The organism is Brevundimonas sp., assembly GCF_035626975.1.
Lineage (GTDB): Bacteria > Pseudomonadota > Alphaproteobacteria > Caulobacterales > Caulobacteraceae > Brevundimonas.
Genome location: NZ_DASPMQ010000058.1, coordinates 41,041 through 67,322, shown reverse-complemented (window position 1 = coordinate 67,322; position 26,282 = coordinate 41,041). Strand labels below are relative to the sequence as shown.

Sequence of the window (26,282 nt, the reverse complement as noted above, 5' to 3'; positions counted from 1 at the left end):
GCGTTCATGCCCGCCGCGCCCCTCCTGCTGCTCGACCAGACCGACTCCACCAATGCGGAGGCCCGCCGCAGGGCCGAGGCTGGCGAGACCGGCCCGCTGTGGATCGTCGCGCGCCGCCAGACCGGCGGTCGCGGCCGGCGCGGCCGGGCCTGGGAGAGCGATACGGGCAACCTGTTCGCCACCCTGCTGATGACCACCCCGAAGCCGCCGGCCGAGGCCGCGCAGGTCACCTTCCTGGCGGCGCTGGCCGTGGCCGACCTGCTCGACGCCTTCGCGCCGCCGTCGCTGGTGACGATCAAATGGCCCAACGACGTGCTGCTGGCCGGCGAGAAGGCCTCGGGCGTGCTGGTCGAGTCCGGCGCCCATCCGTCCGGAGGCCTGTGGCTGGCGGTCGGGATCGGCGTCAATCTGGCCCACGCCCCGACCGGGACCGAACGGCCCGCCACGGCGCTGGCGCATCATCTGCGCGGCGATGTCGGCGCCCCGCCACCGGTCGAGGCCGCCGCCGCCCGGCTGGCCGAGGCGTTCGCGGTCTGGCTGGAGCGGTGGGAAACGCTCGGCTTCGAGCCCATTCTGGACGCGTGGCGAGCGCGGACGCCGGGGCTGGATGGACCGGCGACGGCCCGGCTCGGACATGAAACGGTCGAGGGGCGGGCCGAGGGCGTGGCCCCCGACGGCGCGCTCAGGCTCCGGCTGGCCGACGGCACGCTGCGGCTGATTTCGGCCGGTGACGTATTCTTCGGGGAGGCCGCGTGATGCTTCTGGCGATCGAGCAAGGCAACACCAACACCCTGTTCGCGGTCCACGACGGCGCGGACTGGGTCGCCCAATGGCGCACCGCCACCGAGAGCAGCCGCACGGCCGACGAATACGCGGTCTGGCTGAGCCAGTTGCTGTCGATGCACGACCTGAAGCTGGCGGCGCTGGACGGCTGCATCATCTCCAGCGTGGTGCCGCAGTCGATCTTCAACCTGCGCAACCTGTCGAGGCGCTATCTCAACGTCGAGCCGCTGGTCATCGGCGACAATGTCGACCTCGGCATCGCGGTGCGCATCCTCAAGCCGAGCGAGGCGGGGGCGGACCGGCTGGTCAACGCCATCGGGGCGCATCTGGTCTATCCGGGCGACCTGATCATCATCGACAGCGGCACCGCCACCACCTTCGACGTCGTGGCCGCTGACGGGGCCTTCGAGGGCGGGGTGATCGCGCCCGGCATCAACCTGTCCCTGCAGGCCCTGCACGAGGCGGCCGCCATGCTGCCGCGCATCGCCATTCAGCGGCCCGACAAGGTGATCGGCAAGGACACGGTGTCCAACATGCAGTCGGGCGTCTTCTGGGGCTATGTCGCCCTGATCGAGGGCCTGGTCGCGCGCATCAAGGCGGAGTGGGGCAAGCCCATGACCGTCATCGGAACCGGCGGCGTCGCCTCGCTGTTCGAAGGCGCAACAGACTCAATCGACCGGTTCGATCCGGACCTGACCATCCGCGGCCTCCTCGAAATCTGGCGGCGGAATACCCATCTCAAGGACATATGAAAAAGCAAACCAGTGACGAGTTCGTCTTCCTGCCGCTGGGCGGGTCGGGCGAAATCGGTATGAACCTGAATCTGTACGGCTACGGTCCCGAGGCGAACCGCGAGTGGATCGTGGTCGACGTGGGTGTGACCTTCGGCGACCTGTCGACGCCGGGCGTCGACGTCATCGTGCCGGATCCCGCCTTCCTCGAGGGGGAGACCATCCGCGGCATCGTGCTGACCCACGCCCATGAGGACCATATCGGCGCCCTCGGCTGGCTGTGGACGCGCATGAAGGCCCCGCTCTACGCCACGCCGTTCACCGCCTTCCTGATCCGCGAGAAGCTGCGCGAGGCGGGTATCCTCGACCAGGTCGAGCTGATCGAGGTGCCGCTGGGCGGGAGGATCGACGTCGGCCCGTTCACGGTCGACTTCATCACCATGACCCACTCCATCGCCGAGCCGAACGGCCTGGCGATCCGCACCCCGCTGGGCACGGTGCTGCACACGGGCGACTGGAAGATCGACGACGATCCGATCGTCGGCGGGGTCACCGACGCGGACGCCATCAGCCGCCTCGGCGACGAGGGCGTGCTGGCCATGGTCTGCGACTCCACCAATGTCTTCGTCGAGGGCGTGGCGGGATCGGAAGGCACGGTGCGCAACGCCCTGGCCGAACTGATCGGCGGGCTGAAGGGGCGCATCGCCGTCGGCTGCTTCGCCTCAAACGTGGCGCGCATGGACAGCATCATCCGCGCGGCCGAGGCGGCGGGCCGCCGCGTGTCGCTGGCGGGCCGGTCGATGCATCGCATCACCTCGGCAGCCAAGCACGTCGGCATGCTGCAGGACATCAAGCCGTTCCTGTCGGAACAGGAGGCGCGGGTCTGGCCGGCCGACGAGATCCTGTACCTGTGCACCGGCAGCCAGGGCGAGGCGCGCGCGGCCCTGTCCCGCGTGGCCGAGGGCACCCATCCCTACATCAAGCTGAGCAAGGGCGATCACTGCATCTTCTCGTCGCGGGTCATCCCCGGCAACGAGCTGTCGATCGGCCGGCTGCAGGACAAGCTGACCGACCGCGGCGTGCGCATCTACACCGAGAAGGACCACCCCGGCATCCATGTCTCCGGCCATCCGTGCCGCGAGGAACTGCGCCAGATGTACGCGTGGGCCCGGCCAAGGATCGCCGTGCCGACCCACGGCATGCGCCGCCACCTGGCCGAACACGCCAACCTGGCCAGGGACATCGGCGTGCCGGAGACGGTGACGCCCCGCAACGGCGACATGGTCCGCCTGGCCCCGGGGCCCGCGGCCATCATCGACGAGGTGCCGAGCGGCCGTCTCTACGTGGACGGCGGGCGTCTGGTCACCGAACAGGGCGAAGCCCTGCACGAGCGCCGCCACGCCTCGACCAACGGGGTGCTGATCGTCAGCTTCGCCATGGACCGGCGCGGCAAGATCGTCAGCGACATCGACGTGCGGGCCATCGGCCTGCCGGGCGACGACGAGTCGCCGCTGGGCGACGCCCTCGACGACCTGGCCGAACGGGCCGAGGCGGCGGTGATGAAGCTGAAGGGCGAGGCGCTGAACGACGAACTGGTCATCGAACAGGCCGTCTCGCGGGCCCTCAAGAAGGCCAGCCAGCAGATCTGGGACCGTCGCCCGATCGTCGAGACCATCATCCTGAGGCTTTGAACCCACCGCCGGGCTTCCTATAAGGAGCCGATTCCTCCGCCCAAGGACCACCCATGCCCGACGCCCCGCCAGAGTTCCGCTACAAGCGCGTCCTGCTCAAGGTGTCGGGCGAGGTGCTGATGGGCGATCAGGCCTATGGCATCGACATGAAGACCGTCGCCACGGTGGCCGAGGCGGTGGCCCAGGTGGCGCGCGAGGGCGTCGAGATCTGCCTGGTCATCGGCGGCGGCAATATCTTCCGCGGCCTGTCCAAGGCGGCCGGCGACATGGATCGCGCCACCGCCGACTACATGGGCATGCTGGCGACGGTGATGAACGCCCTGGCCATGCAGGCGGCGCTGGAGAAGATCGGCGTGCAGACGCGGGTGCAGAGCGCCCTGACCATGAACGCCGTGGCCGAGCCCTATGTGCGCCGCCGCGCCCTGCGCCACCTCGAGAAGGGCAGGGTGGTGATCTTCGCCGCCGGCGTCGGCGCGCCGTTCTTCACCACCGATTCGGGCGCCGCCCTGCGGGCCGCTGAAATGGGCTGCGACGCCCTGCTCAAGGGCACCAGCGTGGACGGCGTCTACACCGCCGATCCCAAGAAGGACGCCACGGCGACGCGCTACGACACCCTGACCTATCACGACGTGCTGGCGAAGGACCTCAAGGTCATGGACGCCTCCGCTATCGCCCTGATGCGTGACTCCGGCATTCCGATCGTGGTCTTCTCGATCCGCGGGGACGGCTCCCTGCGCAAGACCCTGACCGGCGAAGGAACCTTCACGGTCATCACCTCAAAAGCTAAATCAGCCTGACAAGCCATTAAAGAACGAGAGAAAAGACCATGGCCAAGCCTGATCTCAAAACTTACCGCGACCGCATGGACAAGGCGGTCAACGCGCTGCGGGAGGAGTTCTCGGGCCTGCGCACCGGCCGGGCCAACGCCGGCCTGCTGGAGCCGGTCCAGGTCGAGGCCTATGGCTCGATGTCGCCGCTTCACGCGGTGGCCGCGATCAGCGTGCCCGAGCCGCGCATGATCTCGGTCAACGTCTGGGACAAGAGCATGGTGGGGCCGGTCGAAAAGGCCATCCGCGCCGCCGGCCTCGGGCTCAATCCGATCGTCGACGGCCAGACCCTGCGCATTCCCGTCCCGCCGCTGACCGAGGAGCGCCGCAAGGATCTGGCCAAGCTGGCCGGGAAATACGCCGAGCAGCAGAAGATCGCCGTCCGCAACGTCCGCCGCGACGCCAACGACGATCTCAAGAAGGCCGAGAAGGCCTCCGAGATCAGCCAGGACGAGCAGAAAAAGATGGAGGCCGAGGTCCAGAAGGACACCGACGCGGCCATCAAGCGCATCGACGAGACCTTGAAGGCCAAGGAAGTTGAGATCATGCAGGTTTGACGGCGCGTTTTGCCGTAGGATACGCGCCGGTCATGCCCGTCGAACCCCTTGAGTCTCCGCCCGCGCCGGATGGGCCCCGCCACGTCGCCCTGATCATGGACGGCAATGGACGCTGGGCGCAGGCGCGCGGCCTGCCCAGGGCGATGGGGCACCGCGAGGGCGTCCAGGCCCTGAAGCGCACCGTCCAGGCGGCGCCGGCTCTCGGCATCCGCTGCCTGACGGTGTTCGGCTTCTCGACGGAAAACTGGCGGCGGCCGGCCGAGGAAGTGTCCGATCTGATGGGGCTGGTCCGCTCCTATGTGGCCAGCGATCTCAAGCGGCTGGAGCGCGAGGGCGTTCGCGTGAGGGTGCTCGGCCGCCGCGCGGGCCTTCCCGCCGATATCGCGCAGATCATCGAGCGCACCGAAGCGAGCACGGCGCACAACGACAAATTCCTGCTGCAGGTGGCCTTCAACTACGGCGGTCGGGCCGACATCGTCGACGCCGCCCGGCGGTACGCCGAACGGGTGCGGGCCGGCGAGGCCGCCGGCCCCCTCGACGAGGAGACGCTGGGCCTCGGCCTGTCGACCGCCGGCGGCCCCCCCGTCGACGTCATCGTCCGCACCTCCGGCGAGCAGCGGCTGTCGAACTTCCTGCTGTGGGAGGCCGCCTACGCGGAATTGGTCTTCCAGAACGTGCTGTGGCCGGACTACGGGCGCGAGGCGCTGGCGGACGTCGTCGACCAGTATCGCAATCGCGACCGGCGCTTCGGGGGCCTGTCGGCCGCTCCCGCGCTCGCGGCCGGCTGATGGCGATGCGAGCCGGGGACATCGGCCTCAGGGCCGCGTCGGCCGTGGTGCTGGCTCCGGCGGCGGTTCTCGGCATCTGGGCCGGCGGCCTGTGGTTCCTCGCCCTGATGCTGCTGGCCTGCGCGCTGCTCGCCATCGAGTGGGCGATGATGAGCGCGGCGACGGCCTGGCGGCTGATGGCCGGCGCCGTGGCGTTCGGCCTGTTCGCGGCGGTCATCTCGGCCCATGTCGAGCAACTGTCCCTGTCGCTGGTCATGCTGGTCTTCTGCGCCGCCGCGGCGGGGCTGTTCGCGCGCAGCCGGGGCCAGGAGGCGCTGGATGCGGCCTATGGCGTGCTCTATCTCGGCTGGCCGGCGGTGCTGCTGATCTGGCTCAGGGACGGCACGGAAGCCAGCGGCCTGGCCTGGACGGTGTCCGCCTTCATCATCGCCTGGGCTTCGGACATCATGGCCTATCTGGTCGGCAGCCTGATCGGCGGCCGAAAGCTGTGGCCGCGCTTCTCGCCCAACAAGACCTGGTCCGGCTTCATCGGCGGGCTGGCGGCGGGGACCGGCGCCGGCGTCTTGTTGGCGACCTTCCTCGACATGGGCATCGGACCGGGCTGGGGCGGTCTGCTCGGCCTGGGCGCGGCGCTGGCCACCATGGCCGGGGACCTGTGGGAATCGGCCCTGAAGCGACGCTACGGGGTCAAGGACGCGGGCAAGCTGATCCCCGGCCACGGCGGCCTGCTGGACCGGGTCGACGGCCTGATGTTCGCGGTCGTGGTGGTGGCGTGCGGACGGCTGCTGTTCGTGACCTTCGGGGCCGGATCATGATCCGGCGGCGCGTCACCGTCCTGGGCTCCACCGGGTCGGTCGGCTCCTCGACGCTGGACCTGATGGACCAGGCCGAGGCGGCCGGGACCGGGGCGTTCGAGGTCGAGGCCCTGACCGGCGGCGCCAATATCGCGCGGCTGGCCGAACAGGCGCGGCGTTGGAAGCCGAAACTGGCGGTCACGGCCGATCCGGCCCGCCTCGACGAACTGCGGCAGGCCCTGTCCGGAACCGGGGTCGAGGCCGCGGCCGGGGAGGGGGCGGTGATCGAAGCCGCCGCGCGGCCCGCCGACTGGGTCATGGCCGCCATCGTCGGCGCGGCGGGCCTGCGCTCCGCCTGGGCGGCCGCCGACACCGGCGCGACCCTCGCGCTGGCCAACAAGGAGAGCCTTGTCTGCTGCGGTCCGGCCCTGATCGGGCGGGTACGTCGGGCGGGGGGGCGGCTGATCCCGGTCGATTCCGAGCACTCGGCCATCTTCCAGGTGTTCCCGCATGACGCGCCGCACCAGGTCGGGAAACTGATCCTGACCGCGTCGGGCGGCCCATTCCGGGGCATGCCGCGCGAGGCGCTGGCCGACATCACTCCGGAACAGGCGGTGGCCCATCCCAACTGGAGCATGGGGGCCAAGATCTCGGTCGACAGCGCCACCATGGCCAACAAGGGTCTGGAGGCCATAGAGGCGGCCTATCTGTTCGACATGCCGGCCGACCGCATCGACGTGGTCGTGCATCCCGAATCGATCATTCACAGCCTCGTCGAATACATCGACGGCTCGACCCTGGCCCAACTCGGCCCGCCGGACATGAAGACGCCGATCGCCTGCGCTCTCGCGTGGCCCGACCGGATCGCCTGGCCGGCGCCGAAGCTGGACCTCGCGGCGTTGGGCCGACTGACCTTCGAAGCGCCCGACGAGGCGCTGTTTCCGGCCCTCGGACTGGCCCGGCAGGCGCTTCGGGCCGGGGGCTCGGCGCCGATCGTGTTCAACGCGGCCAACGAGGTCGCGGCGCTGGCGTTTCTTGACCGCCGTCTGGGCTTTCTCAATATTGCCGCAGTCGTCGCCGACACCTTGTCGCGCGTGACGACCTCGGGGGTGGATTCCGGTTCCCGCAACGCCTGCGATGCGGCCCTGGCCGTGGATGCACAGGCGCGGCGAGTGGCGGAGTCGATCGTCCGGGGTCTGGCCGCGGCGGCCTGAATGACGGAGGGTTACATAACGGCATGACGGGCTTCCTGGGCCAGGCGCTGCTCTACATCGTGCCGTTCCTGCTGGTGCTGACGTTTATCGTCACCATCCACGAACTGGGCCATTTCCTTGTCGCGCGCGCCTTCGGCGTGAAGATCGACCGGTTCTCGATCGGGTTTGGCAAGACCATCGTCAGCCGCGTCGACCGCCACGGCACCGAATGGCGGATGGCCTGGCTGCCGCTGGGCGGCTACGTCAAGTTTTCGGGCGACCTCGACGCCTCCAGCGTGCCGGACCAGGCGGGTCTCGCCGAACTGCGCCAGCGCGTGATCGCCGAGAACGGCCCGGGCGCGGAGCGCGACTATTTCCATTTCAAGCCGATCTGGCAGCGGGCGCTCATCGTGGCGGCCGGCCCCGCGGCGAACTTCCTGCTGGCCCTGGTGCTGTTCACGATCCTGTTCAGCGTCATTGGCGAGCGGATCGTCGCCCCCCGGGTCGTCCAGGTGACCGAAGGCACGCCGGCGGCGGCGGCCGGTTTCCGGCCGCGCGACCTGATCGTGGCGGTCAATGGCCGACCAGTGGTGGAGGACGGGGATGTCACCCGCCTCGTGGTAATGAGCGCCGGAGACCCCCTGACTTTCACGGTCGAGCGGGCGGGCGGGCCGGTGACCCTGACCGCGACGCCGGTGCGCCGTCTGGAGAACGATGAACTGGCCGGCGAGGTGCGCATCGCCCGCATTGGCCTGGCGATGGGGCCGATGGTCAGCACGGATTACCGTTTCCGCAGGCTCAACCCCGTCGAGGCGGCGGTCCGGGGGACCGAAACGATCGGCAAGACGGTGGAAACGACCGCGACCTATATCGGGCGGATCTTTATCGGCAAGGAATCGGGCGATCTGCTCAACGGGCCGATCGGCATCGCCAAGGCGGCCGGCGGGGTGACCCGGCTGGCGGTCGAGGCCAATCCCGACCCGGCCGTGATAGCCCGCAACCTCGCCCTGACCTTCCTCAGTTTCGCCGCCCTGGTTTCGATCGGAATCGGCATTGTGAACCTGTTGCCGATACCGGTTCTCGACGGGGGGCACCTTCTGTTCTACGGCTATGAAGCTGTGGCGCGAAGGCCAGTCCCGGCGCGCGTTCAGGAAGTCGGTTACCGGGTCGGTCTTGCTTTGCTGGCGGGATTGATGTTGTTCGCCACCTGGAACGACCTGCAGAAAAACGGCCTGTTCAAATTCCTCGGCGGGCTCGCTTGATGAGCCGACGCCAGCCCCCGATGGTTTCCCGCATGATCCAACAAGACGCGTCCGCCCTTCGTTTCGCCCGTGGCCTGAGCCCGAGCCTGTTGGCCCTCGCCATCGCGGCCGGCCTGACCGGTCCGGCGCTGGCCCAGACCGCCCCGCCCGCGGCCCAGCCGACCCCGACCGTCGTGGTCGAGCCGGCGGCGCAGACGCCCGCCGCCCCGCAGGAGCAGCGGGTGATGATCAACCGCATCCTGGTGCGCGGCAACCAGCGGATCGACCAGACGACGATCCTGTCCTACCTGCCGATCCAGCCCGGCGACACGGTCGATCCGGGCGTTCTGGACGTGGCCGTCCGCACCCTGACCCGTACCCAGCTGTTCGCGGACGTCCAGCTGGGCGTCCAGCCCAACGGCGACCTGGTCGTCGAGATCGTCGAGAACCCCATCATCAACCAGGTGGTGTTCGAGGGGAACAGCGCGATCGGCGAGGAGAAGCTGCGCGAGGAAGTCACCCTGCGGCCCCGCGGCATCTACACCCGCGCCCGGGTCCAGGAGGACGTCGGCAAGATCGTCGAACTGTATCGGCTGTCGGGCCGCATCTCGGCCACCGTCACGCCCAAGCTGGTCCAGCTGGACCAGAACCGCGTCGACGTGGTCTTCGAGATCGACGAGGGCCCCGAGACAGGCGTCCGCGCGATCACCTTCCTCGGCAACACCGCCTTCTCGGACGGCGATCTGCAGGAGGTGATGGTCACCAAGCGGTCGCAGTGGTGGCAGTTCTTCTCCTCGAACGACAACTATGACCCCAACCGCCTCGACTACGACCGGGAACAGCTGCGGAAATTCTATACGAACCGCGGCTACTACGACTTCCGGGTCCTGTCCGCGGTCGCCGAGCTGGCGCCGGACGACAGCGCCTTCGGGATCACCATCACGCTGGACGAAGGCGATCGCTACAATTTCGGCACGGTCGACGTCGTCACCGAGAACGACCGGCTGAACCCCGAATTCCTCAAGCTGCTGCTGCCGATCCGGACCGGCCAGCTGTACGAGAGCGACAAGATCGAATCCGCGGTCGACGCCCTGACCTTCGCGGCCGGGTCCGCCGGCTACGCCTTCGTCGAGATCGAGCCGACCTATCGCGCCAATCCCGAGACCGACACCGTCGACGTCACCTTCAACGTCAAGGAGGGCCAGCGCGTCTACGTCGACCGGATCAACGTCATCGGCAACACCCGCACCCTGGACAACGTCATCCGCCGCGAGATGATGCTGACCGAGGGTGACGCCTTCAACCGCACCCTGCTGGAGCGCTCGCGCAATAATCTGCGCGCCCTGGGCTTCTTCAAGGAGGTGACCGTCGAGGAAGCGCGCGGGTCCGCCCCCGACCGCTCCGTGGTCAATGTCACGGTCGAGGAGCAGCCGACCGGCGAGCTGTCGGTCGGGGCCGGCTTCAGTTCGGTCGACTCCTTCGTCGTCAATCTGGGCATCACCGAGCGGAACTTCCGCGGGCGGGGCCAGAACGTCGTCGCCCGGGTCGAATGGGGCTCGCTGCGCCAGCAGATCGACTTCCGCTTCACCGAACCGAAATTCCTCGGCCGCGACCTGCGCGCCGGCTTCGACGCCTTCCACTCGCGCTACGACCTCAGCGAATACTCCTCGTACGACTACCGCTCCACCGGCGGCGGCGTGCGCCTGTCCTACCCGCTGAACGCCTACACCCTGCTCAGCACCCGCTACTTCCTGAAGGCGGACGAGATCATCGTCCCGACCAATTTCTGCAACACCGGCGGCTCGGGTTCGAACGCCCTGTGCGACCAGGTCGGCTCCTTCCTGAACTCGTCGGCCGGATACACCCTGTTTGTCGATCGCCGGAACGATCCGGTCCGCCCGACACGGGGATGGACGGGCACGCTCCGTCAGGACTTCGCCGGCATCGGCGGCGACGTGAACTATGTGAAGACCGAGGCCGACGTCTCGGCCTACTGGGGCATCACACCGAGCTGGGTCGTCACGGCCGCGGCCTCGACCGGCTATGTGACCGGCTGGGGCGGTGATCCGATCCGGATCAACGACCGCTTCTTCAAGGGCGGCAACAGCTTCCGGGGCTTCGAGACCGCGGGCATCGGTCCGCGCGATCTGAGCACGACGGACGCCCTGGGCGGCAATTTCTACGTCATCGGCACCCTCGAACTGACGGTTCCGAACGGCCTGCCGGAGGAGTACGGTATCCGCACCTCGCTGTTCACCGACGTCGGCACCGTGGGCGCCCTGGATGACCGCTACACCCTCAACTCCGACGGCACGCCCAGCACCCGGATCGTCGACGACCTGGAACTCCGCGCATCAGCGGGCCTGAGCATCCACTGGCGTTCGCCGATGGGACCGATCCGCTTCGACCTCAGCAAAATTCTCGGCAGTCAGGACTACGACAAGACCGAAACCTTCCGCTTCTCGACTTCAACCCAGTTCTAACCGACGGGCCGCCGGCCCGCTCAAAGGCATAACGATGAAAACCCTCGCTCTGGGCGCTTTCGCCCTCGCCATGCTGACCGGAACGGCCGCGGCCGCCCAGGATCAGAATTTCGGACCCGCCATCCCCGGCGTCTGCGTCTATCACCACGACCGCCTGCTGGCCCAGTCGACCGCCGGCCAGTCCGTCCAGGCCGGCATGCAGCGCCTGCAGCAGGAGGTTCAGGCCGAAATGGCTCCCTACGAGCAGTTCGTCCAGTCGGAAGTCCAGGCGCTGCAGCAGGGCCGGGGCACGATCCCGCAGGACCAGTTCGCCCAGCGCGAACAGGCGCTGAACACGCGCGTTCAGGAGGCCCGCCAACTCGCCCAGACCCGTGAGAACGAGCTCCGCTACACCCAGGCGGTCCAGCTCCAGTCGATCGCCCAGGCGGCCGATCCGGTCATCATGGCGCTCTACGCCGAGCGCGGCTGCGGCATCCTGATCTCGCGCGACGGCGTGCTGCGCGTGAATCCGACCATGGATCTGACGGAGGCGGCGATCCAGCGCGTGAACGCGGCGCTGCCGTCGTTGTCGTTCACCCGCATGACGGTTCCGGCTCAGCAACCGGGTCAGTAATATGGGCCGAGGCCCCGATGCGCGCTTCTTCGAGCAGTTGCCGGCCCTGACGGTCGGTGATCTCGCGGGCCGGATCGGGGCCGAAGTCATGCGCGGCGGGGATCGCGAGGTCTCGGCCGTCGCCCCCCTGGGAACCGCCGGCGAAGGCGACGTGGCCTTCCTCGGCGATCGCCGCTTCCTGGCGGCGCTCGCCGACACCCGGGCGGCCTGCGTGATCGTTCCGGCGTCCGCCGTCGATTCCGCTCCTTCCGGCGCCGCCGTCATCGTCTCCGGTGAGGCGCAGGCCGCCTGGGCTAGGGCGTCGCTGCTGTTCCATCGCCCGATCGCCCTGATCCGCTCTGTCGCGCCCGAAGAGGCCGTCGAGGACGACACGGTCGTGCTTGAACCGGGGGTGGTGCTGGGCTCCGGCGTCCGCATCGGGCGCGGAACCCGGATCGGCGCCAACACCGTCGTCGGCCCCGGCGTCCAGATCGGCCGCGACTGCGTCATCGGCTCCAATGTCACCCTCGGCTTCACCCTGATCGGCGACCGCGTCCGGCTGCTGTCCGGCGCCCGGATCGGCGAACCGGGCTTCGGCGCCGCCGGATCGCGCTCGGGCCCGGTGGACGTGCCCCAGCTGGGCCGGGTGATCCTGCAGGACGGCGTCAGCGTCGGTGCGAACACCTGCATCGACCGGGGGGCCTATGACGACACGGTCATTGGCGAGAACACCAAGATCGATAATCTGGTCATGATCGGCCACAACTGCGTCATCGGGCGCAACTGCCTGATGGCCGCGAACACCGGCCTGTCAGGGTCGGTCACCGTCGGCGACGGCGTCATGTTCGGCGGCAAGGCCGGGGTCGGCGACCACCTGGTCATCGGCGACGGCGCGCGCGTGGCTGCGGGCGCCGGGGTGCTGCAGGACATTCCACCGGGCGAGACCTGGTCCGGATATCCCGCGAAACCCCTGCGACAGTTCTTGCGCGAAGCGGTCTGGCTCGCCAAACAGGCGTCCGGAAAGGCAGGCGCAGGGAAGGCCGGGAATGAGTGACGAAACGGGAGCCGGGGGAACCATCGACTACGCCGAGGTGATGCGGCGCCTTCCGCACCGCTATCCCTTCCTGCTGGTGGACAAGGCCGAGGACTTCGTGTCCGGAACCTCGATCACCGGCATCAAGAACGTCACCCACAACGAGCCCTATTTTCCGGGCCATTTCCCCATCGATCCGGTCATGCCGGGCGTGATGATCATCGAGGCCATGGCCCAGACCGGCGCGCTGATGATGTCCAAGACCATGGACGTCGCCGTCGAGGGCAAGATCATCATGTTCATGTCGATTGACGGCGTCCGCTTCCGCAAGCCGGCGCGTCCGGGCGACCAGCTGCGCATGAAGGTGGTGGTCACCCGGCAGCGCGGCGACATCTTCAAGTTCCGCGGCGAGACCTTCATCGACGGCAAGCTGGCGGCCGAGGCCGACTTCGCCGCCATGATGGTCACCGTAGACCAGCCGGTCGCGCCGTGAGCATCCATCCTACCGCCCTCGTCGACGCCGGCGCGCGGCTGGCGGAGGGGGTTCAGGTCGGGCCGTGGTGCGTCGTCGGCCCCGGCGTGGTCCTGCATGAGGACGTGCGTCTGGTCAGCCATGTGGTGATCCAGCAGGACACCACCGTCGGCGCCCGCACCGTCATCCATCCGTTCGCCGTCATCGGCGGCGATCCCCAGCACGGCGGCTACAAGGGCGAGACGGTCACGCTCGAGATCGGCGCCGACAATCTGATCCGCGAGCATTCGACCTTCAACCGCGGCACGCCGCAGGGCGCGGGCGTGACCCGGGTCGGCTCCAGCGGCCTGTTCATGACCGGCGCCCACGTCGGCCACGACGCGGTCGTTGGCGACAATGTCGTCATGGCCAACAACGCCACGCTGGGCGGTCACGCCCGGATCGGCGACCGGGTCTTCCTCGGTGGACTGGCCGCCGTGCACCAGAACGGCCGGGTGGGGCAGGGCGCCATCGTCGGCGGGCTGGCGGCGGTGACCCGCGACGTCATCCCCTACGGCTCGGCCTGGGGCAATCATGCGCGTCTGCATGGCCTCAACCTGATCGGGTTGAAGCGCAAGGGCTACGGCAAGGACGCCATCCGCCGGCTTCTGGCCGCCTATCGGGACCTGTTCGAGAGCGGCGGGACCTTCGCCGATCGCGTCGAGGCCGTGGCCGCCAGCTATGCCGACCTGCCGGAGATCATGGAAATCGTCGCCTTCATCCGCGAGGACGGCAAACGCCCCCTCTGCCTGCCGGGCGAATGAGCAAGCTGGGCCTGATCGCCGGCGGAGGAGCCCTGCCGCTGTCCGTGGCCGCGCGCTGCGAGGCCGAGGGCAGGCCGGTGTTCGTGGTGCGGCTTGCCGGCTTCGCCGATCCGCATCTGGCCCGCTACCCGGGCGTCGACGCGGGCATGGCCGAGATCGGCCGCGTCCTCTCCGCGCTGAAGAAGGCGGGCTGCGACGCCGTCTGCTTCGCCGGCACGGTCAACCGGCCTGACTTCAGGAGCCTGAAGCCGGACTTCAAGGGCGCGACCCTGCTGCCGGGGATCGTGGCGGCGGCGGCCAGAGGCGACGACGCCCTGTTGCGCAAGATCCTCTCGGTGTTCGAGGGCGAGGGCTACGCCATCGAGGGCGCCGACGATATCCTCGGCGGCGAGACCCTGCCGAGGGGCGCGCTGGGCGCGCTCATGCCGACGCCCGACCAGTTGTCCGACCTCAGGAAAGCGTTGCATGTGGCGGAAAAGGCGGGGGAACTGGATATAGGCCAGGGCGCGGTCGTCTGCGACGGCCTGGTGCTGGCGGTCGAGGCCCAGGAGGGCACCGACGCCATGCTGGCCCGGGTCGCCAGCCTGCCCGCCGACCTGCGTGGCTCGCCGGCGGATCGCAAGGGCGCGCTGGGCAAGGCGCCCAAGCCGATCCAGGATTTGCGCGTCGACATGCCCGTAATGGGCGCACAGACCATCGAACTGGCCGCCGCCGCGGGCCTGGCCGGCGTCGGCGGCGTGGCGGGCAAGCTGATCCTCATTGACCATCCCGCCATCGTCGAGGTTGCGGACCGGCTGGGTTTGTTTGTCTGGGGCGAAAGCCGGTGAGCCGTCCGCTCAAGATCATGCTGGTGGCCGCCGAGGCGTCCGGCGACGCCCTGGGCGCGGGTCTGGCCCACGCCCTCAAGGCCCGGCTCGGACCGGACGTGACCTTCGTCGGCGTCGGCGGGGCGAAAATGGCCGAGGTCGGGGTCGCCAGCGCGTTCGACATCACGGACCTGTCGGTGCTCGGCTGGCTCGAGGGCCTCAAGGCCTATGGGGTGGTCAAGCGGCGGGTGGCCGACACCGCGGCGCTCGCGGTCGCCGAGCGGCCTGACGCCGTGGTCCTGATCGACAGCTGGGGCTTCACCATCCGGGTGGCCAGGGCGATCCGGTCGGCGTTGCCGGACGTGCCCCTGATCAAATACGTCGGACCGCAGGTCTGGGCCTCGCGCCCGGGCCGGGCGAAGACGCTGGCGGCGTCGGTCGATCACCTGCTGGCGCTTTACGCCTTTGACGCCCCGTGGTTCGAGCGCGAGGGCCTGCCGACGACCGTGGTCGGATCCCAGGCCCTGCACGTCGATATGGGCGCGGCCGCCCCCGCCGCCTTCCGGGCCTCGCGCGGCATCGCCCAGGACGCGCCCCTGCTGCTGGTGCTGCCGGGCAGCCGTCCGTCCGAAATCCGCCTGATGACCCCGGTCTACGAGGCCGCCGTCGCTCGCCTGAAGCGGCAGAATCCGACGCTGGAGGTGGCCGTGGTGGCCGCCGGAACCGTTGCCGACGACGTCACGGCGCGCGTCGCGGCCTGGCCGTTCCGCGCCCACGTCGTGCCGGAGTCGGAGAAATACTCGGCCATGCAGGCCGCGACCGTCGCCCTGGCCACCAGCGGCACCGTGTCGACCGAACTGGCCCTCGCCGGCGCGCCGATGGTCATTTCCTACCGCTTCCAGCCGCTCAGCTACGCGATCATGAAGCCGTTCTTCACCGGCAAGTACGCGACCCTGTTCAACCACGCCGCCGGCGAGGAGATCGCGAAAGAGCTGATCCAGAACGACGCCACGCCGGACAAGCTCGCCGCCGAGGTCGGGCGGCTGCTGTCCCATCCCGAGGCGCGCGCGGTGCAGGCGGCGCGCCAGACGGCGGCGCTCGACCTGATGGGCCGGGAAGGGCGCGACCCGTCGGAGATCGCGGCGGAGGCGGTGCTCAGGGTGATCGCGACGAAGGGAGGCCGTTAGGCCGCTCGCCCGCTCATGCGTTGAGACGGGGATCGCCCGCGACGGGCGCAACGGTTCACGGACGCATGGCGAAGCGACCCACGACAGGGAAGAAGACGGTTTCGGCTCCGAACCTCGCCGCGCTGGGTGCGGATCGCCTCGCCGATCTGCTGATTGAAGCTGCGGCGGCCGACGCCGGTCTGAAGCGGCGTCTGCGCATGGAACTGGCGGCGGAGGTGGGCGCGGCGGACCTGGCTCTGGAGATCGACAAGCGGCTGGCCGCCCTGGCCGGCAGCCGGGCCCGGGTGTCATGGCGCAAGCGACCGGCCCTGATCAGTGATCTGCGCTCGCTGCTGCGGATCATCACCGACCGGCTGGCCCCGCTCGATGTCCGGCTCGCACTCGACCGGCTCGTGGCCTGGTTCGATCTCTATCCCGGGCTGACGGTCCGGGTCAGCGACGCCAGGGGCGAACTGCCGCTGCTGTTCGACGCCGGCACCGCCGATCTCGCCGCGGTCGCCTCTTCCGCCGGTCCGGATGTCGCGGGCCCCCTTCTCGCGGAAGCCCTGTCGACGCGGCTCAATCAGTGGGCGTCGTGGATCGGCCGGGGCGCCCACGCGCTCGATCCCGGCCTGGCCCGCCGGCTTCTGCGCGACATCTCGCATGGGCCGAAGCCCACCGGCCGTCTCGCGCTGGTGGTGCGCAAGCTGGCTGACCGGAGCGGCGACCTCGACGCCTGGATTCATTCGGTCCCCGAGGACGACGCCCGCAAGCCCGAGATCGGGGCCGAGATCGCCCGCCGCCTGGCCCTGGCCGGTCGCGCGGCCGAGGCGCGCGCCGCGCTGGAAATGTCACGCGCCACTCCGCGCCCTGGGAGCCGCTGGGGGCGGGCCGGCCAGCCGGAACCTCCGCCGGATGCGTGGTCAGCGGCGGAGATCGCCGTCCTCGAGGCCGAAGGGCGCACGCAAGACGCCGACGAAGCGCGATGGGCCCGGTTCGAACGAACTCTTTCCGCGGACGACCTGCGAGCCTTCATCGCCCGGCTGCCCGACTTCGAGGACGTGGTAGCGACGGACCGGGCATTCGAACTCGCCTCGATCCACCCCGACGCCATGCGCGGTCTCGCATTCCTGATGGGCTGGCCGGCGTTGCGCGAGGCGGCGGCCCTGATAGTGGCCCGGGCCGGCGAGATCAGGGGCGCTCACGACGACGTTCCCCTGTGGGCGGCGCGGCTGGCCGGCCGCCACCCCCTCGCCGCCCTCGTGCTCCTGCGCGCGCGCGCCCGGGCGCTGGTCGGTCTCGGGGAGGGTGTCACCGAAGAGGTGCAGGCCCTGATCGCCGAGGCGGAGGTCGTCGCATCGGCGGCGGCGGGCGAGGGCGTCCCGGTGGAGGATCATGCGGCGTTCGTCGCGGAACTCCACGCCATGACGGCCGCCCGACGCAGGCGCTGGTAGGCCGGCCAGAGTGAAAAACGCCGGAGCTTTCGCTCCGGCGCTGTCTTGTCGTCCTAGCCCCGGTTCTGGATCGGCACGTAGTCCCGTTCCGTCGGGCCGGTGTAGAGCTGGCGCGGGCGGCCGATCTTCTGGCCGGGATCCGCCATCATCTCCTGCCACTGGGCGATCCAGCCGACCGTGCGGGCCAGCGAGAACAGCACGGTGAACATCGAGGTCGGGAAGCCCATCGCCGAAAGGGTGATGCCCGAATAGAAGTCGACGTTGGGGAACAGCTTGCGCTCGATGAAATACTCGTCGTTCAGGGCGATCCGCTCCAGCTCCTTGGCCACCTGGAACAGGGGGTCGTTGGGATCGCCGACGGCGGCCAGCACCTCGTCGGCGCTTTCCTTCATCACCTTCGCGCGCGGATCGTAGTTTTTGTAAACCCGGTGGCCGAAGCCCATCAGCTTGTATTTCTTGGCTTTCACGCCCTCGATGAACTCCGGGATGCGGTCCGGGGTGCCGATCTCCTTGAGCATGTTCAGCGCCTCCTCGTTGGCCCCGCCGTGCGACGGGCCCCAGAGGCAGGCGATCCCGGCGGCGATGCAGGCGAACGGATTGGCGCCCGACGAGCCGGCCAGGCGCACCGTCGAGGTCGACGCGTTCTGCTCGTGGTCGGCGTGCAGGATGAAGATGCGGTCCATGGCCCTGGCCAGCACCGGATTGACCACATAGTCCTCGGCCGGAACCGCGAAACACATACGCAGGAAATTCTCGGCGTAGTTCAGGTCGTTGCGGGGCGAAATGAACGGCTGGCCGATGTGATACTTGTAGGCCCGCGCCGCGATCGTCGGCATCTTGGCGATCAGCCGGATGGCCGAGATGTTCCGCTGCACCGGATCATGGATATCCAGGCTGTCGTGATAGAACGCCGACAGCGCCCCCACCGTGCCGACCATGATCGCCATCGGATGGGCGTCGCGGCGGAAACCCTCGAAAAAGCGGTCGAACTGGGCATGCAGCATGGTGTGCATGGTGATGTTGCGCTCGAACGCCTCGTATTCCGAGGCGGTCGGCAGTTCGCCGTGCAGCAGCAGATGGCAGACTTCGACGAAGTTGGCCTTAGACGCCAGCTGGTCGATCGGATAGCCGCGATGCAGCAGGGTGCCGGCGTCGCCGTCGATGAAGGTCAGGGCGCTCTCGCACGCCGCGGTCGAGGTGAATCCCGGATCGTAGGTGAAGGCGTCGGTGGCGCTGTACAGCTTGCGGATATCGATCACATCGGGACCGGTCGAACCCGCCAGCACCGGCAATTCCACGGACTTGTCGCCGTAGGTGAGGGTCGCCGTGCCGGCGGGTTTGGCGAGTTCAGTCATAGGGGCCCCTTGATCAGACAGCGGCCTCGCACGGGGGAGGCGGCGGTCATGTTTTTCGCTACGGAAAATCAGATAGTCTGTTGCAGCGCATCATTCAAACGCCCGAGGCTCTCTTCCCGTCCGAGCGCCGCCAGCGTCTTCGCAATGTCGGGCGAGGTCGACCCGCCGGTCAGAGCCGCACGCGCGGCTGGGCCGATCTTGCCGAAGCCGACGGCTTCCTCTTCGGCGAACACCTTGAGCTCGGCCTCGAGCGCGAACACGTCCCAGCTTTCGAACAGGGCCAACCGGTCGCGAAGCCGTCCGATCCGCTCGCCCGACTCGCCGGACAGCATCTCGCGGGCCTTGCTCTCGATGGCGATCGGCCGGGTTTTCAGCACGAAGGCGGTCTGGTCGGCCAGGTCGAGCATGGTCTTCGCCCGGTCCTTGATGAACGGCATCGCCCGTGTCAGCCGGTTCTCGTCGTCGGGCCCCAGCGTGTGGCCCCGGGCCAGATGCACGTCGAGAGTCAATTTGGCGAGGCGGTCGTCGTCGGCGAGGCGGATCCAGTGGGCGTTGACGTGGGCCAGCTTGTCGAAGTCCAGCCGCGCCGGAGCCCGGCCGACGCCGGTCAGGTCGAACCATTCGATCGCCTGGGCGTCCGAGAACAGTTCGTCGTCGCCATGGGCCCAGCCCAGCCGCGCCAGATAGTTGCGCATGGCCTCGGGCAGGTAGCCCATCTCGGCGTATTCGTGCACCGCCTGGGCGCCGTGCCGCTTCGACAGCTTGGCGCCGTCCGGACCGTGGATCAGCGGGATGTGCGCGAAGGTCGGCCGCGTCCAGCCGAGCGCGTCGTAGATCAGGCTCTGGCGGGCGGCGTTGTTCAGGTGGTCGTCGCCGCGGATGACGTGGGTCACGCCCATGTCGTGGTCGTCGACCACCACGGCCAGATTGTAGGTGGGCGCGCCATCCGAGCGCAGGATGACCAGATCGTCCAGGGACGCCGAATCCCAGCGCACCGGGCCCTGGACCGCGTCCTCGACGACCACGGCCGTCTCTGTCGGGCGTCGGAAGCGCACCGTGTGCGGTTTCGACAGATCGTCGACGGTCGGCGCGCGGTCGCGCCACGGCGATTCAAAGGTGCGTCCTTCGGCCTTGGCGGCGTCGCGCAGGGCGCCGGTTTCCTCGGCCGTGAGGAAATCGCGGTAGGCGTGGCCGGTCTCGAGCAGCATCTCAGCCACCTCGCGGTGGCGGTCGGCGCGGGAATACTGGAACACCGGCTCGTCGTCGGCGAACAGGCCCAGCCAGCTCAGGCCGTCGAAGATGGCGGCGACAGCAGCCTCGGTCGAGCGCTCACGATCCGTGTCCTCGACCCGGACCAGGAACCGGCCGTTGTGTCGCTTCGCGTACAAATAGTTGAAAAGCGCCGTGCGAGCGCCGCCTATGTGCAGATAGCCGGTCGGCGAGGGGGCGAAGCGGGTGACGACTTCGGGCGTGGGAGCGGACGGGGAGGTCATGGCGGGCGTTATACCGCCCGCTCCGGCTATGCCCAGCCTCAGTGCGCGCTTCGCCGGATTTCTGCGTGACCAGGTTCTCGCCCAGTCGCTGCGCTGGCGGCTGTGGGCGCCGGTGGCGCTGGGCGGCGGCTGCGCCGTCTATTTCTCGCTGAAGACCGAGCCCTTGGCGTGGCCGCTGCTGACGGTCGCGGTGCTGGCCGTCGTCGCCTGGCTGGGCGCGCGCCGGCTGAGGTTGACCCGCGTCTGGACCCTGCCGCTGATGCTGCTGGCCTGTTTCGCCCTTGGCCTCGCCGTGGCCAGGTTGCGCACCGACGCCGTCACGGCTCCGATCGCCCCGGCCATGGGTGAGCCGACCGTGGTCGAGGGCTGGGTGGTCGATGTCGACAGCCCCGGCGCCGCCGGCCCCCGCGTGGTCATCGCTCCGGTCCGTATCCGCGGCCTCGCGCCGGAGGATACGCCGGTGCGCCTGCGCGCCACGGTGCGCGGCGTCGCCCCGGAGCCGGGCGACGCCGTCCGCATCTTCGCCATCATCAATCCGCCGCCGGCGCCCGCCAGCCCCGGCGCCTATGACTTCGGCCGCACCGCCTTTTTCCAGTCCATGGGCGGTGTGGCGTTCGGGCTGGGCGACACGCGGCCGGCCTCCCTGCCGGAGCCGCCGTGGCGGCTGCGCGCGGCCATGGCGGTGAACGGCCTGCGCTATGACCTCGCCAAACGGATCGTGGCGCGGCAGGGCGAGCGCGCCGGTGGGATCGCCGCCGCCATGACGACCGGCCACGAGGCGTGGCTGGATCGGAACGACGTCGATGTGATGCGCGATTCCGGCCTCGCCCACATCCTGTCGATCTCGGGCCTGCACATGGCCGTGGTCGGGGGCTTCGCCTTCTTCCTGATCAGACTGTTCGTCGCGGCCTGGCCGTGGCTGGCGCTGCGCGTGCCGGGCAAGAAGGTCGCGGCGGTGGGCGGGCTGCTGGCGGTGGGGACCTATCTGGTGATCTCGGGCGCGCCGCCGCCGGCCGAGCGGGCGGCGATCACCGCCTCAATCGCCTTCGTCGCCATCCTGCTCGACCGGCAGGCCATCACCATGCACGCCCTGGCCGTGGCCGCCTTCGCGGTGCTGCTGCTCCAGCCGGAGGCGATCGTCACGCCGGGCTTCCAGATGTCGTTCGCGGCCACGGCGGCGCTCGTCGCGCTGGTCGAGGCTTGGCCGACGCGGCCGCGCGAGATCTCGGCGCCCCTGCCCATCCTGATCGTCCAGAGGAGTGCGGCCTGGGTCGGCGCGGCCGTGCTGGCCAGCCTGGTCGCGGGCGCGGCGACCGGGCCGTTCGCCATGCAGCATTTCAACCGCACCGCCATGTACGGCCTGGCCGCCAATCTGGCGACGGCGCCGGTGTCGGACTTCCTGATCATGCCGGCCCTCGCTGTCGGCGCCTTGCTGGAGCCGCTGGGGCTCGGCGCGCCCTTTCTGTGGGCGGCTGCCAAGGGCATCGAACTGATGCTGGCCATCGGCGCGTGGACCGCGAGCCTGCCCGGCGCGGTGCGGACGGTCGCGAGCGCGCCGGACGTCGTGCTGCCGATCGCCTTCCTTGGCGTGCTGTTCTGCTGCCTGTGGCGCGGACCCCTGCGCTGGCTCGGCCTGCCGTTCGCGGCGGCGGTCATGCTGTGGCCGCGCGCGCCGACGCCCGACCTGTGGATCGGCGACGGCGGCACCAATGCGGCATGGCTCGAGGCGGGGGAGGCGGTCGTGGCCCGGCCCGGCGTGCGCCAGTTCGCCGTCGACGTCTGGTCCCGCCGGCGCGGGGTCACGCCCGTCGAACGTCCGGAGGAGGGCTGGGCGTGCACCCGCTTCTCCTGCGCGCCCGCGACGCCCGCAGCGGGTCCGGTCGCCCTGTGGTGGGGCAGGCGGGCGCCGTCGGCGGAACAGCTGGACGCCCTGTGCCGGGCCGCGCCGGTGATCAGCGTCCGTGCGCCTGTCGCGGCCCTGCCGGCCTCGTGCGAGGGCCGGCTGGTGCTCGACGGCGTGGACTACGCCCGCGGCGGGGCGGTTGAACTTTGGCGCGACGGATCGCCGTCAGCCAATCGCTGGCGCGCCTTCTGGTCGGCCGAGGTGCGCGGCGACCGGCCGTGGAGCCGGTTCGGCGACCCGGACGTCAGCGACAGCGGAGCTCAGTGATAGCGGCGGATGAGGCCGATCAGCTTGCCCTGAACCTCGACCTGGTCCGGTCCGAAGATGCGGGTCTCGTAGTTGCGGTTGGCGGGCTCCAGGGCGATCGAGCCGCCCTTCTTGCGCAGCCGCTTCAGCGTGGCTTCCTCGCCCTCGACCAGGGCCACGACGATCTCGCCCGACGAGGCGGTGTCGACGCGTTTGATGACCACCAGGTCGCCGTTGAGGATGCCCGCCTCGATCATCGAATCGCCCTCGATCTCAAGCATGTAGTGTTCGCCGGCGCCCAGCATGGCCTCGGGCACCGGATAGCGGGCCTGTTCGTGTTCGATGGCGGCGATGGGGGTGCCGGCGGCGATCTTGCCCATCAGCGACAGTTCGCGGGTGTCGTTGGCGGGCTCGGCGGCGAAGGGCCGTCCGCCGCCCTCGATGACATCGGGGCGGAAGGGCTGGCGGCCCCGCGGCTGGGAGGTTGTCGCCTGTTCCGGCAGCTTGACCACCTCCAGCGCCCGGGCGCGGTGGGCCAGCCGGCGGATGAAGCCGCGCTCCTCCAGCGCCGTGATCAGCCGGTGGATGCCCGACTTGGACGCCAGATCCAGCGCCTCCTTCATCTCGTCGAACGAGGGGGAGACGCCGGTCTCCTTGATCCGTTCGTGGATGAACATCAGGAGTTCGTGCTGTTTGCGCGTGAGCATGGAGGTCCTCGAGGCGAATCCCGTTGCGGGAACGCTAGCGGAACAAACCGCAAACGTCCACAAGGTGTTCCTGTGCTGTTCCGGTTAAGGTCCGGTTACTGGCCGCGCTCAACTTGGTGTTGCGAAGGTGTTCGCTATGCTGTTGCGGTTACGCGAGGGGACGCAACGAATGGAAATCAAGGTGCCGGCGGAGGCGGCGATGGCGATCCGCTTGGGAGTGCAAGTGGTGGTCGCCACCATCATGGCGTCGGTCATTTCGCTTTGCGCGTTGGGCTTGGCGCTACTCGTCAAGTTCATGCAAGCTCATGATGCGCCGGAATGGATGGTGCTTGGGACCTTGGCCCTTGAAATCTTCCGGTGGGCCGCAGACGTGGTATGCTTCATTCTGTTCGTTGCGAACGAAGTGATCAGTTTTTGCGTTGGTCTGTGGCGAGAGAGGAGCTGGAGATGACCGAGACCGTGCAGTTCCGAAAGTCGCACAAGCCGGCGGTTGCACCGATGGTCATCGTTGACGCCACGTTTCTAAGAGAAGTGGCGAAGGACGCTTTCCGCCAGTTCTTTGTGCCGATCACTGCGGCGTTCCGGACGCCCGCGATCGATAAGGTGCGCGTGAAGCGCACGCCTTCTCGTCGGCGCTCCTGAAGTCTATTCGAGAAGCCGCCGCGTCGCCGCCGCGACGTCCGCCTGCCGCATCAGGCTCTCGCCGACCAGAACCGCCTGCGCATGGGCCGCCGACACCCGCGCCACGTCGTCCGGCGTGAAGATGCCGCTCTCGGCGACCAGCAACGCCCGCACCGGGCTCAGCATGGCCAGCCGCTCGGTCACCGCCAGATCGACCTCGAACGTCCGCAGCGAGCGGTTGTTGATCCCGATCAGGTCGCCGCCCAGCTTGCAGGCGCGGGCCATTTCGGCCTCGTCGTGGGTCTCGATCAGGGCGTCCATGCCGAGCCGCCCGGCCTCGGCCAGCAACTCGGCGGCGAGGGCGTCGTCGATCATGGCGAGGATGATCAGGATGCAGTCCGCCCCCAGCGCCCGGCTCTCGGCTGCCTGCCACGGATCGACGAGGAAGTCCTTGCGCAGGCAGGGCAGGGCGGTCGCCTCCCGCGCCTGTCCGAGGAAGGCGTCGTCGCCCTGGAAGCTCGGCCCGTCGGTCAGCACCGACAGGCACGACGCCCCGCCGCGCTCATAGGCCCGGGCCAGCGCCGGCGGGTCGAAATCCGCGCGAATCAGCCCCTTGGACGGGCTGGCCTTCTTGATCTCGGCGATCAGGGCCGGGCGGCCGGTCGTCCCGACATGCCGCTCCAGCGCGGCCCGGAACCCTCGCGGCGGCGACGCCTCGCGGGCCCGCGCCTCGACGACGTCCTGCGACAGCGCCGCCTTCCGCGCCGCCACATCCTCGCGCTTGTAGGCGGCGATGCGCTCGAGCACGTCGACGGTCACGCCGGTTCTTCCTCGATCGGCGCATTCGTGGCCTCGACCAGGTCGGCCAGCGCTTTCGCCGCCCGGCCGTCGTCGATCACCGCCGCGGCCAGCGCCGCGCCCGCGGCGAGGTCAGCCGCCCGGTCGCCGACCACCAGGGCCGCCGCCGCGTTGAGCAGCACGATGTCGCGATAGGCTCCCCTGGCCCCGTCCAGCAGGGCGCGCAGGGCGAGCGCGTTCTCCTCGGCGTCGCCGCCGCGCAGGTCGGCGATGTCCGCGAGGGGCAGGCCGGCGTCCTCCGGCGTGACGGTGAATCGGCGCACCGCCCCGTCCTTCCATTCGGCCACTTCGGTCGCGCCGGTGGTGGTCAGTTCGTCCAGCCCCTGTCCGTGCACGACCCAGGCCCGCTCGGCCCCGAGCCGCCCCAGCACCTCGGCCAGCGGCTCGAGCAGACGGGGATCATAAACCCCCATCACCTGCCGCTTCGCATTCGCCGGATTCGAAAGCGGCCCCAGCAGGTTGAAAACCGTGCGGAAACCGATCTCCGCGCGCACCGGCCCGACGTGTCGCATGGCGCCGTGGTAGGCGGGGGCGAACAGGAAGGCGATCCCGGCCCGGTCGAGGGACCGCCTCTGCTGGGCCGGCGTGGCGGCCAGGTTGACCCCCAGCGCCGCCAGCACGTCCGACGAGCCGGACTTCGAGCTCAGCGCGCGGTTGCCATGCTTGGCGACCTTGAGCCCGGCGCCGGCCAGCACCAGCGCCGCCGCCGTCGAGATGTTGAAGGTATGCTGGCCGTCGCCGCCGGTGCCGCAGGTGTCGATGACGTCGTAGGGGTGATCCAGCGTCAGGGCGGCGTCGCGCATGGCGTTGGCGAAGGCGGCGATCTCGCCCACCGTTTCGCCGCGAATGCGCAGGGCGGTGACGGCGGCGGCGACCTGGGCCGGGGTCGGTTCGCCCCTCAGGCAGGCCGCGAAGAAGGCGTGCGCCTCCTCGTCCGACAGCACGCGGCCGTCGACCAGTTTGGCCAGCAGGGGCTTGAAACTATCCGCCACCTCAGACCATCGCCCGGCGCTTGATGTTGGCCAGGTCGAGGAAGTTGGCCAGCAGGTCGTGGCCGTGCTCGGTGGCGATCGACTCGGGGTGGAACTGCGCGCCGTGAATCGGCCGCGTCCGGTGGGCCAGCCCCATGATCTCGCCGTCGGCGGTCCAGGCGGTCACCTCCAGCACGTCCGGCAGGGTTTCGCGCTTCACCGCCAGCGAGTGGTAGCGCGTCGCCGTGAACGGCGAGGGCAGGCCGGCGAAGACGCTCCGGCCCGCGTGCTCGATCGGCGAGGTCTTGCCGTGCATGAGGCTCTTGGCGCGGATCACGTCGCCGCCGAACGCCTGCCCCATGGCCTGGTGGCCGAGGCAGACGCCGAGGATCGGCATATCCAGCGGGGCGGTGTCCAGGATGGCCAGGCAGATGCCCGCCTCATTGGGCGTGCACGGCCCCGGCGACAGCAGCACCGCCTCGGGCTTCAGCGCCCAGGCCTCGGCCGCGGTCAGGTCGTCGTTGCGCACCACGCGCGTCTCCGCGCCCAGTTCCGCGAGGTAGTGGACCAGGTTCCAGGTGAAGCTGTCGTAGTTGTCGACGACGAGGATCATGCCTTGGCTTCTAGTCGGCGCCGGACGCCGCGCCAAGCAGACGTTGGGGTAAGCGTTCGTTAACCACGATCGGCCGAAGTGGGGCCTTCGAGGGAGGGGCT

General features: G+C 69.5%; 26 protein-coding genes. 20 read left to right on the top strand and 6 right to left on the bottom strand.

Annotation, left to right across the window (positions count from 1 at the left end):
• The first annotated feature begins 6 nt into the window (after positions 1-6).
• From VEB62_RS15280 to VEB62_RS15200, 17 genes are all read left to right on the top strand, one after another.
• Positions 7-756 carry a biotin--[acetyl-CoA-carboxylase] ligase gene (locus tag VEB62_RS15280; RefSeq protein WP_324801607.1) on the top strand — a complete coding sequence of 250 codons (750 nt, stop codon included), beginning with the start codon at positions 7-9 and terminating at the stop codon, positions 754-756.
• A complete protein-coding gene (locus VEB62_RS15275; protein ID WP_324801604.1) occupies positions 753-1,535 on the top strand; it encodes a type III pantothenate kinase in 783 nt (260 codons plus the stop codon). Before VEB62_RS15280 ends, VEB62_RS15275 begins: the two co-directional genes overlap by 4 nt.
• Positions 1,532-3,205 (top strand): ribonuclease J, encoded by a 1,674-nt coding sequence (locus VEB62_RS15270; RefSeq protein WP_324801601.1) that lies wholly within the window; start codon positions 1,532-1,534, stop codon positions 3,203-3,205. The genes VEB62_RS15275 and VEB62_RS15270 overlap by 4 nt, the downstream gene beginning before the upstream one ends.
• A gap of 53 nt (positions 3,206-3,258) precedes the next feature.
• Positions 3,259-4,002 carry a UMP kinase gene (pyrH, locus tag VEB62_RS15265; RefSeq protein ID WP_324801598.1) on the top strand — a complete coding sequence of 248 codons (744 nt, stop codon included), beginning with the start codon at positions 3,259-3,261 and terminating at the stop codon, positions 4,000-4,002.
• Positions 4,003-4,031: 29 nt separating this feature from the next.
• A complete protein-coding gene (frr, locus tag VEB62_RS15260) occupies positions 4,032-4,589 on the top strand; it encodes a ribosome recycling factor (protein ID WP_324801596.1) in 558 nt (185 codons plus the stop codon).
• A 32-nt stretch (positions 4,590-4,621) separates the two neighbouring features.
• Positions 4,622-5,377: a polyprenyl diphosphate synthase gene (gene uppS / locus VEB62_RS15255; RefSeq protein ID WP_324801593.1), complete on the top strand. Its 756-nt coding sequence runs from the start codon at positions 4,622-4,624 to the stop codon at positions 5,375-5,377.
• Complete coding sequence (locus VEB62_RS15250; protein WP_324801590.1) at positions 5,377-6,192, top strand: phosphatidate cytidylyltransferase; 816 nt, start codon at positions 5,377-5,379, stop codon at positions 6,190-6,192. Before uppS ends, VEB62_RS15250 begins: the two co-directional genes overlap by 1 nt.
• The gene (gene dxr, locus VEB62_RS15245) at positions 6,189-7,385 is read left to right on the top strand and encodes a 1-deoxy-D-xylulose-5-phosphate reductoisomerase (protein WP_324801587.1); all 1,197 of its coding nucleotides are present in this window, start codon (positions 6,189-6,191) and stop codon (positions 7,383-7,385) included. The genes VEB62_RS15250 and dxr overlap by 4 nt, the downstream gene beginning before the upstream one ends.
• 23 nt (positions 7,386-7,408) lie before the next feature.
• On the top strand, positions 7,409-8,626 hold the full coding sequence (locus VEB62_RS15240) for a M50 family metallopeptidase (RefSeq protein ID WP_324801584.1): 1,218 nt from the start codon (positions 7,409-7,411) through the stop codon (positions 8,624-8,626).
• Between the two features lie 32 nt (positions 8,627-8,658).
• A complete protein-coding gene (bamA, locus tag VEB62_RS15235; RefSeq protein ID WP_414642060.1) occupies positions 8,659-11,088 on the top strand; it encodes an outer membrane protein assembly factor BamA in 2,430 nt (809 codons plus the stop codon).
• Positions 11,089-11,122: 34 nt separating this feature from the next.
• Positions 11,123-11,701 carry an OmpH/Skp family outer membrane protein gene (locus VEB62_RS15230; RefSeq protein WP_324801581.1) on the top strand — a complete coding sequence of 193 codons (579 nt, stop codon included), beginning with the start codon at positions 11,123-11,125 and terminating at the stop codon, positions 11,699-11,701.
• A 1-nt stretch (position 11,702) separates the two neighbouring features.
• The gene (lpxD, locus tag VEB62_RS15225; RefSeq protein ID WP_324801578.1) at positions 11,703-12,734 is read left to right on the top strand and encodes a UDP-3-O-(3-hydroxymyristoyl)glucosamine N-acyltransferase; all 1,032 of its coding nucleotides are present in this window, start codon (positions 11,703-11,705) and stop codon (positions 12,732-12,734) included.
• Positions 12,727-13,206: a 3-hydroxyacyl-ACP dehydratase FabZ gene (gene fabZ / locus VEB62_RS15220; protein WP_324801572.1), complete on the top strand. Its 480-nt coding sequence runs from the start codon at positions 12,727-12,729 to the stop codon at positions 13,204-13,206. The genes lpxD and fabZ overlap by 8 nt, the downstream gene beginning before the upstream one ends.
• The gene (gene lpxA, locus VEB62_RS15215; RefSeq protein WP_324801569.1) at positions 13,203-13,988 is read left to right on the top strand and encodes an acyl-ACP--UDP-N-acetylglucosamine O-acyltransferase; all 786 of its coding nucleotides are present in this window, start codon (positions 13,203-13,205) and stop codon (positions 13,986-13,988) included. Before fabZ ends, lpxA begins: the two co-directional genes overlap by 4 nt.
• The gene (gene lpxI, locus VEB62_RS15210) at positions 13,985-14,815 is read left to right on the top strand and encodes a UDP-2,3-diacylglucosamine diphosphatase (protein ID WP_324801566.1); all 831 of its coding nucleotides are present in this window, start codon (positions 13,985-13,987) and stop codon (positions 14,813-14,815) included. Before lpxA ends, lpxI begins: the two co-directional genes overlap by 4 nt.
• Entirely contained in the window at positions 14,812-15,981 is a 1,170-nt protein-coding gene (gene lpxB / locus VEB62_RS15205) for a lipid-A-disaccharide synthase (protein WP_324801563.1), read from the top strand. Before lpxI ends, lpxB begins: the two co-directional genes overlap by 4 nt.
• A 65-nt stretch (positions 15,982-16,046) precedes the next feature.
• Entirely contained in the window at positions 16,047-17,414 is a 1,368-nt protein-coding gene (locus VEB62_RS15200) for a DUF6880 family protein (RefSeq protein WP_324801559.1), read from the top strand.
• Between the two features lie 53 nt (positions 17,415-17,467).
• Here the strand turns inward: VEB62_RS15200 and gltA are convergent, their stop codons facing one another.
• Together gltA and gltX are read right to left on the bottom strand one after the other, a co-directional pair.
• On the bottom strand, positions 17,468-18,769 hold the full coding sequence (gene gltA / locus VEB62_RS15195) for a citrate synthase (RefSeq protein WP_324801556.1): 1,302 nt from the start codon (positions 18,767-18,769) through the stop codon (positions 17,468-17,470).
• Positions 18,770-18,837: 68 nt separating this feature from the next.
• The gene (gene gltX, locus VEB62_RS15190; protein ID WP_324801553.1) at positions 18,838-20,262 is read right to left on the bottom strand and encodes a glutamate--tRNA ligase; all 1,425 of its coding nucleotides are present in this window, start codon (positions 20,260-20,262) and stop codon (positions 18,838-18,840) included.
• A gap of 28 nt (positions 20,263-20,290) precedes the next feature.
• Between gltX and VEB62_RS15185 the strand changes: the two genes are divergently transcribed.
• Positions 20,291-22,432, top strand: a complete 2,142-nt coding sequence (locus tag VEB62_RS15185; protein WP_324801549.1) for a ComEC/Rec2 family competence protein — start codon at positions 20,291-20,293, stop codon at positions 22,430-22,432.
• On the opposite strand, the gene lexA is transcribed toward VEB62_RS15185, so the two are convergent.
• Positions 22,426-23,118, bottom strand: a complete 693-nt coding sequence (lexA, locus tag VEB62_RS15180) for a transcriptional repressor LexA (RefSeq protein ID WP_324801546.1) — start codon at positions 23,116-23,118, stop codon at positions 22,426-22,428. The two genes, VEB62_RS15185 and lexA, sit on opposite strands and share 7 nt — an antisense overlap.
• Positions 23,119-23,287: 169 nt before the next feature.
• Here lexA and VEB62_RS15175 point away from each other — a divergent pair, with 169 nt between their 5' ends.
• Both VEB62_RS15175 and VEB62_RS15170 read left to right on the top strand, forming a co-directional pair.
• Entirely contained in the window at positions 23,288-23,569 is a 282-nt protein-coding gene (locus tag VEB62_RS15175; protein ID WP_324801543.1) for a hypothetical protein, read from the top strand.
• Positions 23,566-23,760, top strand: coding sequence for a hypothetical protein (locus VEB62_RS15170; RefSeq protein WP_324801539.1), 195 nt, complete (start codon positions 23,566-23,568; stop codon positions 23,758-23,760). The genes VEB62_RS15175 and VEB62_RS15170 overlap by 4 nt, the downstream gene beginning before the upstream one ends.
• 3 nt (positions 23,761-23,763) lie before the next feature.
• Here VEB62_RS15170 and trpC read toward each other — a convergent pair whose 3' ends face one another.
• From trpC to VEB62_RS15155, 3 genes are read right to left on the bottom strand one after another with little or no spacing between them, the layout of a single operon-like run.
• Complete coding sequence (trpC, locus tag VEB62_RS15165; protein ID WP_324801537.1) at positions 23,764-24,558, bottom strand: indole-3-glycerol phosphate synthase TrpC; 795 nt, start codon at positions 24,556-24,558, stop codon at positions 23,764-23,766.
• Positions 24,555-25,589, bottom strand: coding sequence for an anthranilate phosphoribosyltransferase (gene trpD / locus VEB62_RS15160; RefSeq protein ID WP_324801534.1), 1,035 nt, complete (start codon positions 25,587-25,589; stop codon positions 24,555-24,557). The genes trpC and trpD overlap by 4 nt, the downstream gene beginning before the upstream one ends.
• A gap of 1 nt (position 25,590) precedes the next feature.
• Positions 25,591-26,181, bottom strand: coding sequence for an anthranilate synthase component II (locus tag VEB62_RS15155; protein WP_324801530.1), 591 nt, complete (start codon positions 26,179-26,181; stop codon positions 25,591-25,593).
• Positions 26,182-26,282 lie beyond the last annotated feature (101 nt).